Below are 14474 nucleotides of genomic sequence, written 5' to 3'. Positions count from 1 at the left end.
CCCGGGCCCATGCCCTTGGGCGTGACGTTGGTCCACGTCTTCCCGCCGTCGCGCGTGAGCTGCACGAGGCCGTCGTCGGTGCCCACCCAGATCGTCCCCGCCTCGCGCGGCGATTCGACGATGTAATAGATGGTGTTGTACACCTCGCCGCCGGCGCCTTCGTTGGTGATCGGCGCGCCGCCAGGTCCCTGATGGGCCTTCTCGTTGCGGGTGAGATCGGGGCTGATCGCGGTCCACGTCTGGCCGCGGTCGCTCGACCGGAACAGCACGTTGCCGCCGTGATAGAGGACGTTCGGGTTCTGCGGCGAGACGGCGATCGGCGCGCTCCAGTTGAAGCGGTACTTCTGCAACGCCGGCGACGTCGCGAGTCCGAGCGCCGGATACGCCATGATGTCCCGCGTCTGGTGCGTCGCGCGATCGAATTCGTCGATCGCGCCCTCGTAGCATCCGGCGTAGATGTACCGGGGGTCGTCGGGGTTGAATGCGATGTGGGCGCTCTCGCAACCGCCCACCGGATACCAGTCGGACGTCGTGATCCCGCCCTCGGCGGTGGCGCTGGCGATGGCCACCGTGGTGTTGTCCTGCTGGGCCCCGTACACCCAGTACGGATACCGGTTGTCGGTATTCACGCGGTAGAACTGCGCCGTGGGCTGATTGTCCTGCGTGGACCAGGACGCGCCGCCGTCGATCGTGATCGTGGCGCCGCCGTCGTTGCCGTTGATCATGTCGTCGTGATTGCGCGGGTTGATCCACAGCGCATGGTTGTCGCCGTGCTTGGCCGGCAGCACCTGGAAGCTCTTGCCGCCGTCGATCGACTTCATGATCGACGCGTTCATCACGTAGACCACGTTCTCATCCTGCGGATCGGCGATCACGCTGGTGTAGTACCAGGCGCGCGAGCGGATCAGGCGCTCGGCCGTCATGTGGTGCCAGCTGTCGCCGCCGTCGTCGGACCGGTAGAGGCCGCCGGTGTCGGCAGCGGCTTCGATGATCGCGTAGATGCGGTTGGGATTGGCGGGCGACACGGCCACGCCGATGCGCCCCACGGCGCCGGCGGGCAGGCCGTGCCCCACGAGGCGGGTCCAGGTGGCGCCGGCGTCGGTGCTCTTGTAGATGGCGCTGCCCGGCCCACCGCTCCGGATCTGCCAGGGCAGTCGTTGGAAGTCCCACATCGCCGCGTAGAGGATGCGCGGATTGGACGGGTCCATGCTCAGGTCGATCGCCGCCACGCTGTCGCTGGGATGCAGGAGCAGCTTCCAGGTGGCGCCGCCGTCCGTGGTCTTGTAGATGCCGCGGTCGGCGCTCGGGCCCCAGCGGCTCCCCTCGGCGGCCACGTACACCACGTCGTCGTTGCGCGGGTCGATCACCACCTTGGCAATGGATCTGGTCTTCTCGAGGCCGACGTCCCTCCACGTCTTGCCGGCGTCGGTGGACTTGTACACGCCGTCGCCCCACGAGGACGACTGGCCGCGCGGCTCGGATTCACCCATCCCGGCGTAGATCACGTTGGGATCGCTGCCGGCCACCGCGAGCGCGCCGATCGAGCCCATGCGGATCTTGCCGTCGGTGATGTTCTTCCAGGTGATCCCGGCGTCGTCGGTCTTCCAGACGCCGCCGCCCGTGGCGCCCATGTAATACGTGAGCGGCTGCGACGGCACGCCGGTCACCGTCGTCACGCGGCCGCCGCGGAATGGGCCGATGTTCCGCCAATGCAGGCCGCCGAATCGCACGGAGTCGAAGGTCGAGGCGCCCGAAGGCCCCTGCGCGGCCAGCGCCATCGGCGCGGCGCAGAGGAGGGCGGTCAGGAGCGCGGGGACGCGCACGGGCGAACGGAGGGCAGGGATGTGCATGGTGAACCGGAGAGCTGCTCAGGTGCTGCGGGGAGGGGAGGCCGAGTGGTCGCGGGGAGTATACCACCGCGATCGGTGCGCGGCGAGCCGCGACGCCGTCCCCAGGCGCCTTACAGATCGCCGCGGTTCTGGGCCCGGTTGTACGACGCGATGAGCGAGAACAACATGCCGCCGTAGCCCACGCAGTACGCGGAATAGAAGAGAATCCGTCCCATGGCCTCGTCGGTCACGTGCATGGACGTGGCCATGAGGACGAGGCCGACGCCGCACCACCCCGCGCATTCGAGACCGGCGCGGAAGAATTCACGGCGCGTGGCGCGCGCCGACTCCCGCTCGGCGACGAGTCGCTCCGCGGCGATGCGCTCGAGTTCGGCTTGGAGTCGTGCGGAGCGGGGCATCGAACAGTGGACGGCGGTCGGGAACGACGGTGGACGACCTGATGGTACTCCGTCCCCGCGGGACGGATCCGTGGGGCCGCCACTAGCCTCGGAACGTGTGCAGCTCCTCGTACGTGACTTCCTGGAACATCGGCAGTCCGGCGGCGGCGATGATCCGCATCAGGCTGTCGCGATCGTGGAATTCCATGTTGTCGCGATTCATCACCACCGCGTGCGGCTCCACCACTGCCAGCCGCCGGAACTCGGCGTCGATCAGGCGGAACCGGTGCACCATGTGCTCCACGCTCTCGTGCGGGCGGTTGCGCTGCTTGATGTGCTTCTCGATCGTGTCGGTACTCGACGTGAGCACGATCACCCGGTCGGGATGCCACCAGTCGCCGATCGCCAGCACCTTGCGCAATTCCGCGTGATGCTCGGCCGGATACTCCGCGATGTGCGCTTCGAGCGTGATCCGCGCGCCCTCGAAGAAGATCACGCGGCCGGGGCGGTCGTGCTCCATCGCGTCGCGATAGTTGGCGTCGTACAGTCGCGCGAAATAGGCCGTCACGCCCACGGGATTGCGCCCCGCTTCGATGTCGGCGAGCACGCGCGGGTCCCACACGCCCTTCTCGCCCTCCCCGTACGCCCCATTGTGATAGAGATCCGCGAGTTGGCGCACGAGCGTGCTCTTGCCGATGCCGGGGCCTCCCACGATCGCGACGCGCATGTGCTCGGGGTCCTCAAGGGGGTGGAGCCGCGACGTGCGGGACGCAACCAGCGTCCGGTCGCCCTCCACGTCATGGTGCGAACCGTTGCGGCCCTCCATGATAGTCGTCGCCAGTGTATCCCGCGACTGGCCATGAGGAAAGCCCGCTCGATGCTCCGCAAACTTCTCCCGTTGGGCGCGATCTGCGTGCTGGCCGCCGCCCCCGGCACGGCGCGCGCTCAGGCCGATACGCTCAGCTACCGGTTCCACCTCGAACCGGGCCCGGATCACGGCGTGCAGGTCGCCGTGGACGTTGACTTCCGCGGCGGCCGGACCGGTCGCACCCGCATCGTCACGCCCACCACGTGGGCCGGCCAGGACAGCCTCTGGAAGGCGATCGTCGATTTCCGCGCCGGCCCCGGGGTCGTCGTCGGCCCCGACGTGAACGGTGAGCGCATTCTCCAGCATCTCCCGCGCGCCCGCGTGCACCTGCACTACGTCTTGCGCCAGGACTGGACGGGGCCGCTGCGGTACCCGCTCAACCACCGCGTGATCATCGACAGCTCGCGCATCGTGTTCAACCAGACCACGGCGCTCGTGTATCCGGAGCTCACCGCGAATGTGCCCCTGGTGCTCCAGGTCCAGTGGAGCGGCCTGCCGCCGTCGTGGCGCATTCTCACCAGCTTCGGGTCCAAGGCGTGGTTCTCGGGGCCGGTGTCGTGGCGGGAATTCGCCGGCGCCTCGTTCGCCGCCGGCGACTTCCGGCTCGTCGGCACAACGGGCGGCGCGGCGCCGCTCACCATCGAAGCCCAGGGCCAGTGGCGGTTCACCGACCCGGCGTTCGCGCAGCTCGTGGGCGCACTCTGGCGCGCCGAGTCGCGATTCTGGGGCGGCCCCGCGTTCGACCACGCGTTCGTGCTGCTCCTGCCCAGCGCCACCAGCGGCGCGGTGGCCGGCACGGCGTTCACCGCCGGGTTCGTCGCCGCGTCCGACAGCACCGCCGACCTGACCGACCTCGGCCGGTTGCTGGCGCACGAGCTGTTCCACCTGTGGAATGGCCAGCGCATGGCCGCCACCGAGGTCGAGGCGCGGTACAAGTGGTTCACCGAGGGATTCACCGATTACTACGCCGACCGGTTCTTCCATCAGCTCGGGCAGTACTCCGATTCCACATACCGCGCGCGCGTGAATGCCGTGCTCCGGTCGTACTACGCGTCGCCGGCCCGCGGGAGCACCCTGGCCGACGTGGCGGCGCGGTACTACGCCGATCCCGCGATGCGCCAGTATCCCTATGCGCAGGGCTACGCGTTCGCGCTCTTCCTGCAACCGAATCTGACGCGGTGGTCGGGCGCGACCTTCGACCTCGATAGCCTGATGGTGCGGGCCTATCGCGCCGGGCGGGGACACAGCCTCGAACTCACCGATGCCCTGCTGCTGGCGGTGACGCCGGCCGCGGCCCGCGGCGCCCTCCACGACGCGATCGACCGATACATCGTGCGCGGGATGATGGTGCCGGGCGACTCGGCGTCGCTCGGGCTGTGCAACCTCCTGCGCACCGTGGCGGTGTACGACTTCGACCTCGGGTTCGATGCCGCCACCTCCATGCGGCTGCGCGTGGTGAACGGCGTTCGCCCGGGCGGTCCGGCGGCGCTCGCCGGCGTGGCCAACGGCATGAAGCTGCTCGGGTGGAGCTGGGATGGCGACCGGCCCGCGCAGTCCGTGGTGCTGCAGGTGCAGGATGCGCGCGGACCGCGGCAGATCGTGTACGCGGCGCACGACAACACCGTGCATCTCACGCCGCAGTTCTTCGCGGATCCGAGTCTGGCCTGCGGCGGGGCGGGGTTCGGCCGCTGACCCCGCGGTGGCGCGCTACCCCTTGGCGGCGCGATCGCCGAGCAGCTTGGTGGTGAAGCGCTGGCCCTCGCCGATGCGCTCGACCTCCACCGCCGTGGACTCGGCGATCTGCTCCAGATGCGTCAGCCGCGCGGAGATGTCTTCCAGGGTCCTGGCGTCGCCGGCGTTCAGGCCGCCGCGGCGCCGGTTGATCAGCGACAGCGTGATCTTGGCGAGCGTGCCGAGCAGCGCCATGAGCCCCAAGAACACCAGGATGTCCTGGAGCAGCATCTCGTTCATGGCGGGTCCTCGCAGTGAGCGGTGGAGTGACGAAGGGAGGTCGTGCGGTTCCGTACGGTGGTGCGGGGCAGCGGGTTTCCGGCGCCGTCGCCGCCCATCCGGGGCGTTGCGGTGCCGCGCCGACGTGTACATGCTTTCTACGCGCGATTCGCCACCTCCGCCAGCCCCCTCCTCCTTCAATAGAAGGGCCAACGCACCGTGCGCCTCCTCCATCCACGCGCCGCCTGCCGCGCGCTCCGCTCCATCCGGCGCCCGACGGTCGGATTGCTCGTCCTCGTGTGTGCGGCCGTCGCTGCCCCGATGTCCTCGGCCAGCGCGCAATCCCGCGCCGAACTCGCCGTCGCTGACTCGTCGCCGTTCCGGCCGCTCACGCTCCCCACCCCGAACTCGGTGCGTACCGCCTCGGGCCGTCCCGGCGCGCGCTACTGGCAGCAGGAAGCGGACTACAAGATCGCGGCCACGCTCGACCCGTTGCACAACCAGGTGTCGGGCACGGAGACGATCCACTATCAGAACAACTCGCCCGATGCGTTGCCCTACCTCTGGCTCTTCCTGGAGCAGAATCTCTGCGCGCCGTCGAGCGTCACCAACACGCTCAACCAGCCGCCGCTCAAGTTCCTGGACAGCGAATTCGACTTCTCGTGCCAGGGATTCAAGGGCGGCCTGACCCTCGACTACGTGCGCATCGGCGGCGCGAACGCCGCCCACACCATCTACGGCACGACGATGCGCATCGACCTCGCGCGTCCGCTGGCGCCCGGCGCCGCCGTCGACATCGCCGCCAAATGGAGCTTCAAGGTGCCGGAGCAGGGCGGCGGCCGCATGGGGCACGACGGCCCGCTGTACGAGATCGCGCAGTGGTATCCGCGCATGGCCGTGTACGACGACGTCCACGGCTGGAACCACGAGCCGTACATCGGCGCCGGCGAGTTCTACCTCGAGTACGGCAACTTCGACGTCACGCTCACCGTCCCGTTCAGCTACATCGTGCGCGCCACCGGCGAACTGCAGAATCCCACGACGGTGCTCACGCCCACCGAGATCCGCCGCCTCGCGCTGGCTCGCGCGTCGGATACCACGGTGCACATCATCACGAGTCGCGAGTTGACCGACTTCGCCGCCACCCGGCCGGTGACCGCGGGCGAGCTCACCTGGCACTTCACGGCGCACGACAGCCGGGACTTCGCGTGGGCGGCGGGCCCCGACTTCCTCTGGGACGCGAGCGGTTGGGACAACATCCTCATCGAGACGCTCTACCGCCGTACCGCCGACAAATGGCCCGAAGCCAATCGCATGGGCCGCGAGACGATCAAATACTTCAGCGAACAGTGGTACCACTATCCCTGGTCGCACGCCACGACGATCGAAGGCCCCATCCAGGGGATGGAATATCCCATGCTCACCTTCGTGCCCAACAGTCCCACGCGCGAGGATCAGCAATGGGCGCTGGCGCACGAGTTCGGGCACGAGTGGTTCCCGATGCTGGTGGGCAGCAACGAGCGCCTGTATCCGTGGATGGATGAGGGCTTCAACACGTTCATCGACCTCCACAACGCCGCGCGATACTTCAAGGGCACCGCCTACGGCGACTCGATCGAATCGCACCCGCTCCACCTGTACGCCGAACACGGCGTGCCCGGCAACGAACAGCCGCTCATCGAGAACCCCACCGAGGTGCGCGATCTGTTCTGGTCGGGCTACCAGAAGCCCGCGCTCATGATGCAGACGCTGCGCTTCGAGGTGCTCGGCCAGCAGCGGTTCGACGACGCGTTCCGCGCCTACATCAAGGCGTGGGCGTTCAAGCATCCCACGCCCGCCGACTTCTTCCGCATCATGCGCGACGAGTCGGGCATGAACCTCGACTGGTTCTGGCGCGAGTGGGTCTATACCACCGCCCGGCTCGACCAGTCGGTGGACTCGGTCACGAACAGTCGCGACGGCGCCCGCGTGTACCTCGCCAGCCGCGGCACGATGATCATGCCCGTGGAACTGTCGCTCACGTTCGCCGATCACTCCACCACCACCGTCAAGCTCCCCATCGAGACGTGGAACCTGGGTGACGTGTTCGTGTATCGCGTGCCGGAGGACAAGGCGGTGGTTGCCGCCGAGGTGGACCCGCGGCACGTGCTCCCGGACATCGATCGCTCGAACAACGCGTGGAGGGCGCGGTACTGACATGCAACACATCCGACTTGGCCACTCCGGCCTGCAGGTCTCGCGTCTCGCCCTCGGCTGCATGAGCTACGGCACGCCGAGCTGGCGCCAATGGGTGCTCGACGAATCCGCCGCCCAGCCGTTCTTCCGGCGCGCCCTCGACGCCGGCATCAATTTCTTCGACACGGCCGACATGTATTCGCTGGGCGTGAGCGAGGAGGTCACCGGACGCGCCCTGCGGGCCATGGCCAACCGCGACGAGATCGTGATCGCCACCAAGGTGAACTTCGCGATGAGCAACGGCCCCAACATGGGCGGCCTGTCGCGCAAGCATATCCTGCAGGCATGCGAGGCGAGTCTGCGCCGCCTCGGCATCGAGGCCATCGATCTGTACCAGATTCACCGCTTCGACGCCGGCGTGCCCATCGACGAGACCCTCGAAGCGCTCAACGACCTCGTGCGCTCGGGCAAGGTGCGCTACCTGGGCGCCAGCTCCGGCTCGGCGTGGCGCATGGCGCAGGCGCTCAGCACGTCCGAGCGCCGGGGCTGGGCGCGGTTCATCTCCATGCAGAATCACTACAACCTCCTCTACCGCGAGGAGGAGCGCGAGATGATCCCGCTCTGCCTGCACGATGGCGTTGGCCTCATCCCGTGGAGCCCGCTGGCCCGCGGCGTGCTCACGCGACCGCGCCCCGCCGACGCCAAGGTCACGAGCGGCGGCACCACCCGCGCCGGCTCCGACGATTTCTCGTCGCGGCTCTACGACAGCGAGGACGACTGGAACGTGGTGGACGCCGTGCAGCGCATCGCCGCGCAGCGCGGCGTGATGATGGCCGAGGTCGCGCTGGCGTGGCTGCTGTCGCGGCCCGGCGTCGTGGCGCCGATCGTCGGCGCGACCAAGCTGTCGCATCTCGAAGCGGCGATCCGTGCGCTCGACCTCCAGCTGTCGCCCGACGAACTGCGGGCGCTGGACGAACCCTACCGCCCGCACGGCGTGCGCGGACACACCGTCTGATATGCGCGTCATCGAGTGCACCGCGCCCGGCGGGCCGGACGTGCTCGTCCCGGGCGAGCGGCCCACGCCCGTGGCCGGCGCCGGCGAGGTCCTGATCCGGGTGGCCGCCGCCGGCGTCAATCGTCCCGACCTGCTCCAGCGCCAGGGCGCCTACCCGCCGCCTCCCGGGGCGAGCGAGATCCTCGGCCTCGAAGTGGCCGGCACCATCGCGGCGGTGGGCCCCGAGGCGGCCGGCTTCGCCGTCGGCGACGACGTCTGCGCGCTCGTGGCGGGCGGCGGGTACGCCGAGTGGTGCGTGGCGCCGGCCGTGCAGTGTCTGCCCGTTCCGCGCGGGCTCTCGATGGTCGAGGCGGCATCGCTTCCCGAAACCTTCTTCACGGTCTGGACCAACGTGTTCGACCGGGGACGCCTCGCGGCCGGCCAGAGCTTGCTGGTGCAGGGCGGCGCCAGCGGCATCGGCGTGGCGGCCATCCAGATGGCGCGCGCGCTCGGCGCTCGCGTGTTCGCCACCGCCGGCACCCCCGACAAATGCGCGGCCTGCATGCAGCTCGGCGCCGAGCGCGCGGTGAACTACAAGACCGAGGATTTCGTGGACGTGATCCGCGCCGCCACCGGAGGGCGCGGCGTGGACGTGATCCTCGACATGGTGGGCGGCGACTATGTCCCCCGCGAACTCTCGCTGCTCGCCGACGAGGGGCGGCTGGTCTTCATCGCCACGCTCGGCGGTGCGAAAGCCCAATTCAACATCCGCGAAGTGATGGCCAAGCGGCTCGTGATCACCGGCTCCACGCTCCGGCCGCGGCCGGTCGCCTTCAAGGGCGAGATCGCGGCCGCGCTGCGCGCGCGGATCTGGCCGCTCATCGAGGCGCGCGAGATCAAGCCGATGGTGCACAAGGTGTTCGATTTCGCCGATGCGGCCGCGGCCCACCGCGCGCTGGAGCGCGGGGAGCACGTGGGCAAGATCGTCCTGAAGTTGCGCGCCTGAGACGGCGAACGGGTCTGCTGTCGTCCTGTCCCTACCGTCCTACCGGCTCTTGGCCCTCAGATACTGCTCCGGCCAGCGGACCTCGGCCCCCAGCGCCTTCGCGGCGTGCATCGGCCAGTACGGGTCGCGCAACAGTTCGCGCGCCATGATCACCGCGTCGGCCTTGCCTTCGGCGATGATGGCGTTGGCCTGCTCCGGCTCGGTGATCATCCCCACCGCGCCCGTGGCGATCCCGGCGTCGCGGCGGATGCGCTCGGCAAACGGCACCTGATAGCCCGGTCCCACCGGAATCTTCGCCTGCGGCACCAGGCCACCGCTCGAGCAATCGATCAGGTCCACGCCCAGTTCGCGCAGCGCTCTGGACAGCGTCACCGACTGCTCCACGTCCCAGCCCCCGTCCGTCCAGTCGGTCACCGACAGACGCACGAACAGCGGAAGCCGCTCGGGCCACGCCTGGCGCACGGCGCGCGCCACGCGCAGCGGAAACCGCATCCGATTCTCCAGGCTGCCGCCGTACTGGTCGGCGCGCTGGTTGGTGAGCGGCGAGAGGAATTGATGCATCAGGTAGCCGTGGGCCATGTGCAGCTCGATCACCTCGAATCCGGCCTCCTGCGCAAAGCCGGCGGCCGCCACCCACTGCGCCTCGACCTCGTCCAACTCGCTCACGCTCAGCGCGCGCGGGTGCGGATAGTCGGGAGAGAACGCCAGCGCGCTAGGCGCCACCGTCTGCCACCCGCCGTCGGCGGGCGGCAACATCGCGTTGCCCACCCACGGGATCTGCGTCGAGGCCTTGCGGCCGGCATGGGCGAGTTGGACCCCCGGCACCGCTCCCTGGCCGCGCACGAACGTCGTGATCCGCCGGAAGGCCTCGGCGTGAGCGCTCGACCAGATGCCCGTGTCGGCCGGCGAGATCCGCCCCTCGGGGCTCACCGCCGTCGCTTCGGCAAGCACCAGCGCCGCGCCGCCCACCGCGCGGCTGCCCAGGTGGACCAGGTGCCAGTCGTTGGCGAGGCCGTCCTGGGCCGAGTACTGGCACATCGGCGAGACGAAGATGCGGTTGCGAAACTCGACGCTGCGGATCGTGAGCGGATCGAACAGCGGAGCAGGAGCGTTGGTGGTCATGCACGTATTGTAGCGGGCCTGTAAAGTGGCGGGGCCGATGGACGGCCCGCGGGCCGCTGAGTACCGTTTGCCATGCTCGATTTCGCCCCCCGATTCGACGAGCCGGCCGCCGCCCGGCTCACCGAGCAGCATTTCGGCATCCGCGGCACGGCGCGCCGCCTGTTCAGCGAGCGCGACCAGAATTTCCTCGTCGAATCGGCCGGGGGAGAGCGCGTGGTGCTCAAGATCGCCAACGCCCACGAATCCCCCGCGCTGCTCGACGCCCAGCAGCAGGCCATGATGCGGCTGGCGCAGCGCATGCGCATCGTGCCGCGCGTGCTGCCGTCGTTGGACCGCCGCTCGCTGGTGTCGGTGTCGGGCGCCGACGGCCAGCGGTATCTCGCGTGGGCCGTCACCTGGGTGCCCGGACAGCCCCTCGCCCAGGTGGGCCACCGCTCGCCATCGCTCCTCGACGACCTGGGCCGGCGCGTGGGCAAGCTCGCGCGCGGATTGGCGGACTTCGATCATCCGGCCGTTCACCGGGACTTTCTGTGGGATCTGGCCCACGCGCGCCGTGTCGTCGGCGAACGACGCGGGCTCCTGGCCGACGCCGATCTCGGCGCCGCCGTGGACGTGATCGCGCGCCAGTTCGACCGGCACACCGCCCCGCGGCTGGGCGGGCTGCGCCGGAGCGTCGTGCACGGCGACCTCAACGACTACAACGTGCTCGTGGGCGGCGCCGGCGAGCCGGAGGCGCGCGAGCAGCGGGTGGCCGGCATCATCGACTTCGGCGACATGGTGTACAGCTACACGGTGGCCGACCTCGCGATCGTCGTCGCGTACGCCATGCTCGATGCGCGCGACCCGCTGGCCGTGGCGGCGCGCATCGTGGCCGCGTACCACGCCGAGGTGCCGCTCACCGAGGCCGAACTGTCGGCGCTGTTCGGCCTCGCCGCCATGCGACTGTGCGCCAGTGCGTGCATCGCGGCCGCGCAGATGGAACAGCGCCCGGACAACGCGTACCTGGGGGTGAGCCAGCGCCGTATCCGGCAGCTGCTGCCGGTGCTCGCCGCCACGCCCTTCCGTGTGGCCGAAGCGGTGCTGCGGCATGCGTGCGGCCTGCCCTCCGTGGCCAGCGCGGGGGCCGTGGTATCCTGGCTCCTGGACCACGCGGCCGGGTTCGCGCCGGTGCTCGACGTCGATCTGCGCGCCGAGCCCTGCCTGGTGCTCGACCTGAGTGTCGCCAGCCCGTTCGTGAGCGGCGATCCCGACGCGCGCGACGCGGCGCACCTCACGCCGCAGATCGCCGCCGCCATGCGCGAGGCAGACGTGCGCGTGGCGGTGGGGCGGTACGACGAGCCGCGCCTGCTCTACGTGACGCCGCTCTTCTCGGGCGGTGAACGCGTGACCGACGAGCGGCGCACCATCCACGTGGGGCTCGACCTGTTCGCCGACGCCGGCACGCCCGTGCACGCGCCGCTGGCGGGCACCGTGCACGCCTTGGCCGACAACGCGAACCCGCTGGACTACGGTCCCGTGATCATTCTGCGACACACCACCGGCGATGGCACCGAGTTCTTCACCCTGTATGGGCATCTGAGCCGTGACTCGCTGGCCGGGCTGCGCGTGGGGCAGGCGATCGCGTGTGGCGAGCGGATCGGCGCGCTCGGCACGGCCGACGTCAACGGCGGGTGGACGCCGCATCTGCATCTGCAGGTGATCGCCGATCTGCTCGATCTGGATCTCGGGTTTCCGGGCGTCGTGCGGGCCAGCCAGCGCGACGCGTGGCGTACGGTGTGCCCCGACCCCAACCTGCTGGTCGGGATTCCGTCCCGCCGCTTCCCGGCGCCGCCCCGTGCCGCCCACGAGACGCTGGCCGGACGCCGCGCGCACTTCGGCGCCAACCTGAGCCTCGCCTACCGCGAGCCGCTCACCATCGCGCGCGGGTGGATGCAGTATCTGTTCGACGATACCGGCCGCCAGTACGTGGACGCGTACAACAACGTCCCGCACGTGGGGCACGCCCATCCCCGCGTCGTCCAGGCGGCGTACGATCAGATGCGCGTGCTCAACACGAACACGCGGTACCTGAACGACCTCCCGGTGGAGTACGCGGAACGTCTCGCGGCCACGCTCCCGCCGGGCCTCTCCGTCTGCTACTTCACCAATTCGGCGAGCGAGGCCAACGAGCTGGCCCTGCGGCTGGCGCGCGCGCATACCGGCGAGCGCGACATGGTCGTGCTCGATGCGGCGTACCACGGTAATACGACATCGCTCATAGACCTGAGTCCGTACAAGCACGCCGGGCCGGGCGGAACCGGCGGGCCGGAGTGGGTGCACGTGGCGCCGCTGCCCGACGACTACCGGGGGCCCTACCGGCGCGGCGACCCCGACGCGGGATCCCGGTACGCCCGGCACGTGGCCGAGCTCGTGGACGCGGTGCGGGCCGCCGGCCGCGGCGTGGCCGGATTCATCGCCGAGACGTGCCCCAGCGTGGGCGGCCAGATCATCCTCCCCGCCGGGTACCTCGCCGAGGCGTACCGCCACGTCCGCGACGGCGGGGGCGTGTGCATCGCCGACGAGGTGCAGACGGGACTCGGCCGCATCGGCACCCACTGCTGGGCGTTCGAGGCGCACGGCGTGGTGCCCGACATCGTCGTCATGGGCAAGCCGCTCGGCAACGGCCACCCGCTCGCCGCCGTGGTCACCACGCCCGCCATCGCGGCCGACTTCGCCAACGGCATGGAGTACTTCAGCACCTTCGGCGGCAACACCGTGTCGTGCGCCGTGGGCCTGGCGGTGCTCGACGTGCTGCGCGACGAGGGACTGCAGGCGCACGCGCTCGCGGTGGGCCAGCACCTGCTGGGCGGCCTGCGCGCGTTGGCCCAGCGCCACGAGCGCATCGGCGACGTGCGCGGATCGGGGTTGTTCCTCGGGGTCGAGTTGGTGCGCGATCGCCAGACGCGGGAGCCGGCCGGCGCCGACGCGTCGTACGTCGCCGATCGGTTGCGCGAGGAGGGGATCCTCATCGGCACCGACGGGCCGCATCACAATGTGCTGAAGATCCGGCCGCCGATGCCGTTTGCCGAATGCGACGCCGACCTGCTGGTGCAGACGCTCGACCGGGTGCTGGGCGAGTTGGCCGGCGAGTAGCGCGGGCCAGCTCGCGGCGCGCTACTCCTTCGAACAGATGCGCGCCACGGAATCCGCCGCCTGCTGGTCCGGGCCCATGGTGAACACGCCGTCGGTGGTGCGCGGCCCCGGTCCGTTCAACCGCGTGCGTCCGGGCGTGACCATGATCCGGGTCGTGCCGTCGGCATTCGCGTACACCGCCACTGCGAGTTCGCTGTACTCGGCGCTGTCCGGTGACCCGAGGTCGCGCTTCTCGGCGTTGAGGAACCCCGACGCCGGATTCGAGGTAGTGATGGTGTAGCCGAGCGAGGTCACCGCGCGCGTCACGCACACGAACGTCGGGGCGGGGGGCAGGGGCGCGGAGCTGGTGACGATGTGCGCGCCGAAGCACGCGCCGGCCGTCACGAGCAGCACCACCGACGATGAAGCCTTCACGACGCACCTCTGGTCCGGGTTCACTGCGCGGCGGGGCGTTCGAGCGGCCGTGGATCGTAAGCTGGGCCCCGGCGGTGGCGATGCAAGGGCGCGGGGGCCGGCACAACCTGTCACCAGCCTGTCATAGCGGAAGTCGAGTCTTGATCGCAATGGAACTTCACCGCATACTTCGTTGTATACAAATATGACCTTCCAAATCGCACCGCATCGGCGGAGGAGTCCCATGATCAGCAAATGCGCGACCGGCCATGAGGAGTGGGAGAGACGCGCGGCTCTCTGGCGCTGGATGGCGCTCGCCCTCCTCGCCCTGGCGGCGGTGCTGGCGCCCTGGAGGTCGGCCGGTGCGCAGGACGCCGGCAATGGATTCCTGTTCGGCGTTCCTCACGCCACGTTCGGCCTGCGCGTGGGCTACGACGCCGCCATGGCGCAGAGCGATCTGTTCTCGTTCGTCACCAACGACCTCACGCTCAAGCGCAGCGACTTCAGCAGCCCCACCGTGCAGACCGACTTTGGCTTCAATCTGAGTCCGCGGGTGGACGCCGTGCTCGGCTTCGGCTATTCGCGGTCCGTGGCCCAGTCACAGTAT

At 69.8% G+C, this 14474-nt stretch carries 12 protein-coding genes; 6 read left to right on the top strand and 6 right to left on the bottom strand.

Features of this window, described 5'->3' with window-relative positions:
- From VNE60_12925 to VNE60_12915, 3 genes are all read right to left on the bottom strand, one after another.
- On the bottom strand, nucleotides 1–1850 hold a 1850-nt coding region (locus VNE60_12925), incomplete at its 3' end, for a glycosyl hydrolase (protein ID HVB32421.1).
- Between the two features lie 110 nt (nucleotides 1851–1960).
- Nucleotides 1961–2248 carry a hypothetical protein gene (locus VNE60_12920; GenBank protein HVB32420.1) on the bottom strand — a complete coding sequence of 96 codons (288 nt, stop codon included), beginning with the start codon at nucleotides 2246–2248 and terminating at the stop codon, nucleotides 1961–1963.
- A gap of 82 nt (nucleotides 2249–2330) precedes the next feature.
- Nucleotides 2331–2954, bottom strand: coding sequence for a hypothetical protein (locus VNE60_12915; protein ID HVB32419.1), 624 nt, complete (start codon nucleotides 2952–2954; stop codon nucleotides 2331–2333).
- A 150-nt stretch (nucleotides 2955–3104) separates the two neighbouring features.
- On the opposite strand from VNE60_12915, the gene VNE60_12910 reads away from it, so the two are divergent.
- Entirely contained in the window at nucleotides 3105–4787 is a 1683-nt protein-coding gene (locus VNE60_12910) for a hypothetical protein (GenBank protein ID HVB32418.1), read from the top strand.
- 15 nt (nucleotides 4788–4802) lie between these two features.
- Here VNE60_12910 and VNE60_12905 read toward each other — a convergent pair whose 3' ends face one another.
- A complete protein-coding gene (locus tag VNE60_12905) occupies nucleotides 4803–5066 on the bottom strand; it encodes a hypothetical protein (GenBank protein HVB32417.1) in 264 nt (87 codons plus the stop codon).
- 300 nt (nucleotides 5067–5366) lie between these two features.
- On the opposite strand from VNE60_12905, the gene VNE60_12900 reads away from it, so the two are divergent.
- The 3 genes from VNE60_12900 to VNE60_12890 are packed head-to-tail and all read left to right on the top strand — an operon-like array spanning nucleotide 5367 to nucleotide 9220.
- The gene (locus VNE60_12900) at nucleotides 5367–7241 is read left to right on the top strand and encodes a M1 family metallopeptidase (protein ID HVB32416.1); all 1875 of its coding nucleotides are present in this window, start codon (nucleotides 5367–5369) and stop codon (nucleotides 7239–7241) included.
- 1 nt (nucleotide 7242) lies between these two features.
- On the top strand, nucleotides 7243–8235 hold the full coding sequence (locus VNE60_12895; protein HVB32415.1) for an aldo/keto reductase: 993 nt from the start codon (nucleotides 7243–7245) through the stop codon (nucleotides 8233–8235).
- Nucleotide 8236: 1 nt separating this feature from the next.
- Nucleotides 8237–9220 carry an NAD(P)H-quinone oxidoreductase gene (locus VNE60_12890; GenBank protein ID HVB32414.1) on the top strand — a complete coding sequence of 328 codons (984 nt, stop codon included), beginning with the start codon at nucleotides 8237–8239 and terminating at the stop codon, nucleotides 9218–9220.
- 39 nt (nucleotides 9221–9259) lie between these two features.
- Here VNE60_12890 and VNE60_12885 read toward each other — a convergent pair whose 3' ends face one another.
- Complete coding sequence (locus tag VNE60_12885; protein HVB32413.1) at nucleotides 9260–10342, bottom strand: NADH:flavin oxidoreductase/NADH oxidase; 1083 nt, start codon at nucleotides 10340–10342, stop codon at nucleotides 9260–9262.
- Between the two features lie 72 nt (nucleotides 10343–10414).
- Between VNE60_12885 and VNE60_12880 the strand changes: the two genes are divergently transcribed.
- Nucleotides 10415–13474: an aminotransferase class III-fold pyridoxal phosphate-dependent enzyme gene (locus VNE60_12880; GenBank protein HVB32412.1), complete on the top strand. Its 3060-nt coding sequence runs from the start codon at nucleotides 10415–10417 to the stop codon at nucleotides 13472–13474.
- Between the two features lie 21 nt (nucleotides 13475–13495).
- Here VNE60_12880 and VNE60_12875 read toward each other — a convergent pair whose 3' ends face one another.
- A complete protein-coding gene (locus tag VNE60_12875; GenBank protein HVB32411.1) occupies nucleotides 13496–13888 on the bottom strand; it encodes a hypothetical protein in 393 nt (130 codons plus the stop codon).
- Between the two features lie 223 nt (nucleotides 13889–14111).
- Between VNE60_12875 and VNE60_12870 the strand changes: the two genes are divergently transcribed.
- A partial coding sequence (locus VNE60_12870; GenBank protein ID HVB32410.1) for a hypothetical protein occupies nucleotides 14112–14474 on the top strand: 363 nt, incomplete at its 3' end.

The sequence above is a fragment of the Gemmatimonadaceae bacterium genome (assembly GCA_035533755.1).
Lineage (GTDB): Bacteria > Gemmatimonadota > Gemmatimonadetes > Gemmatimonadales > Gemmatimonadaceae > JAGWRI01.
This window is presented reverse-complemented; position numbering and strand designations above follow the sequence as displayed.

Excerpts from the sequence above, each read along its gene's own strand:
- VNE60_12915 (HVB32419.1), bottom strand. The coding sequence starts at position 2,954 with ATGCGCGTCGCGATCGTGGGAGGCCCCGGCATCGGCAAGAGCACGCTC.
- VNE60_12885 (HVB32413.1), bottom strand. The coding sequence starts at position 10,342 with ATGACCACCAACGCTCCTGCTCCGCTGTTCGATCCGCTCACGATCCGC.
- VNE60_12910 (HVB32418.1), top strand. The coding sequence starts at position 3,105 with ATGCTCCGCAAACTTCTCCCGTTGGGCGCGATCTGCGTGCTGGCCGCC.
- VNE60_12920 (HVB32420.1), bottom strand. The coding sequence starts at position 2,248 with ATGCCCCGCTCCGCACGACTCCAAGCCGAACTCGAGCGCATCGCCGCG.
- VNE60_12905 (HVB32417.1), bottom strand. The coding sequence starts at position 5,066 with ATGAACGAGATGCTGCTCCAGGACATCCTGGTGTTCTTGGGGCTCATG.
- VNE60_12895 (HVB32415.1), top strand. The coding sequence starts at position 7,243 with ATGCAACACATCCGACTTGGCCACTCCGGCCTGCAGGTCTCGCGTCTC.
- VNE60_12900 (HVB32416.1), top strand. The coding sequence starts at position 5,367 with ATGTCCTCGGCCAGCGCGCAATCCCGCGCCGAACTCGCCGTCGCTGAC.
- VNE60_12880 (HVB32412.1), top strand. The coding sequence starts at position 10,415 with ATGCTCGATTTCGCCCCCCGATTCGACGAGCCGGCCGCCGCCCGGCTC.
- VNE60_12890 (HVB32414.1), top strand. The coding sequence starts at position 8,237 with ATGCGCGTCATCGAGTGCACCGCGCCCGGCGGGCCGGACGTGCTCGTC.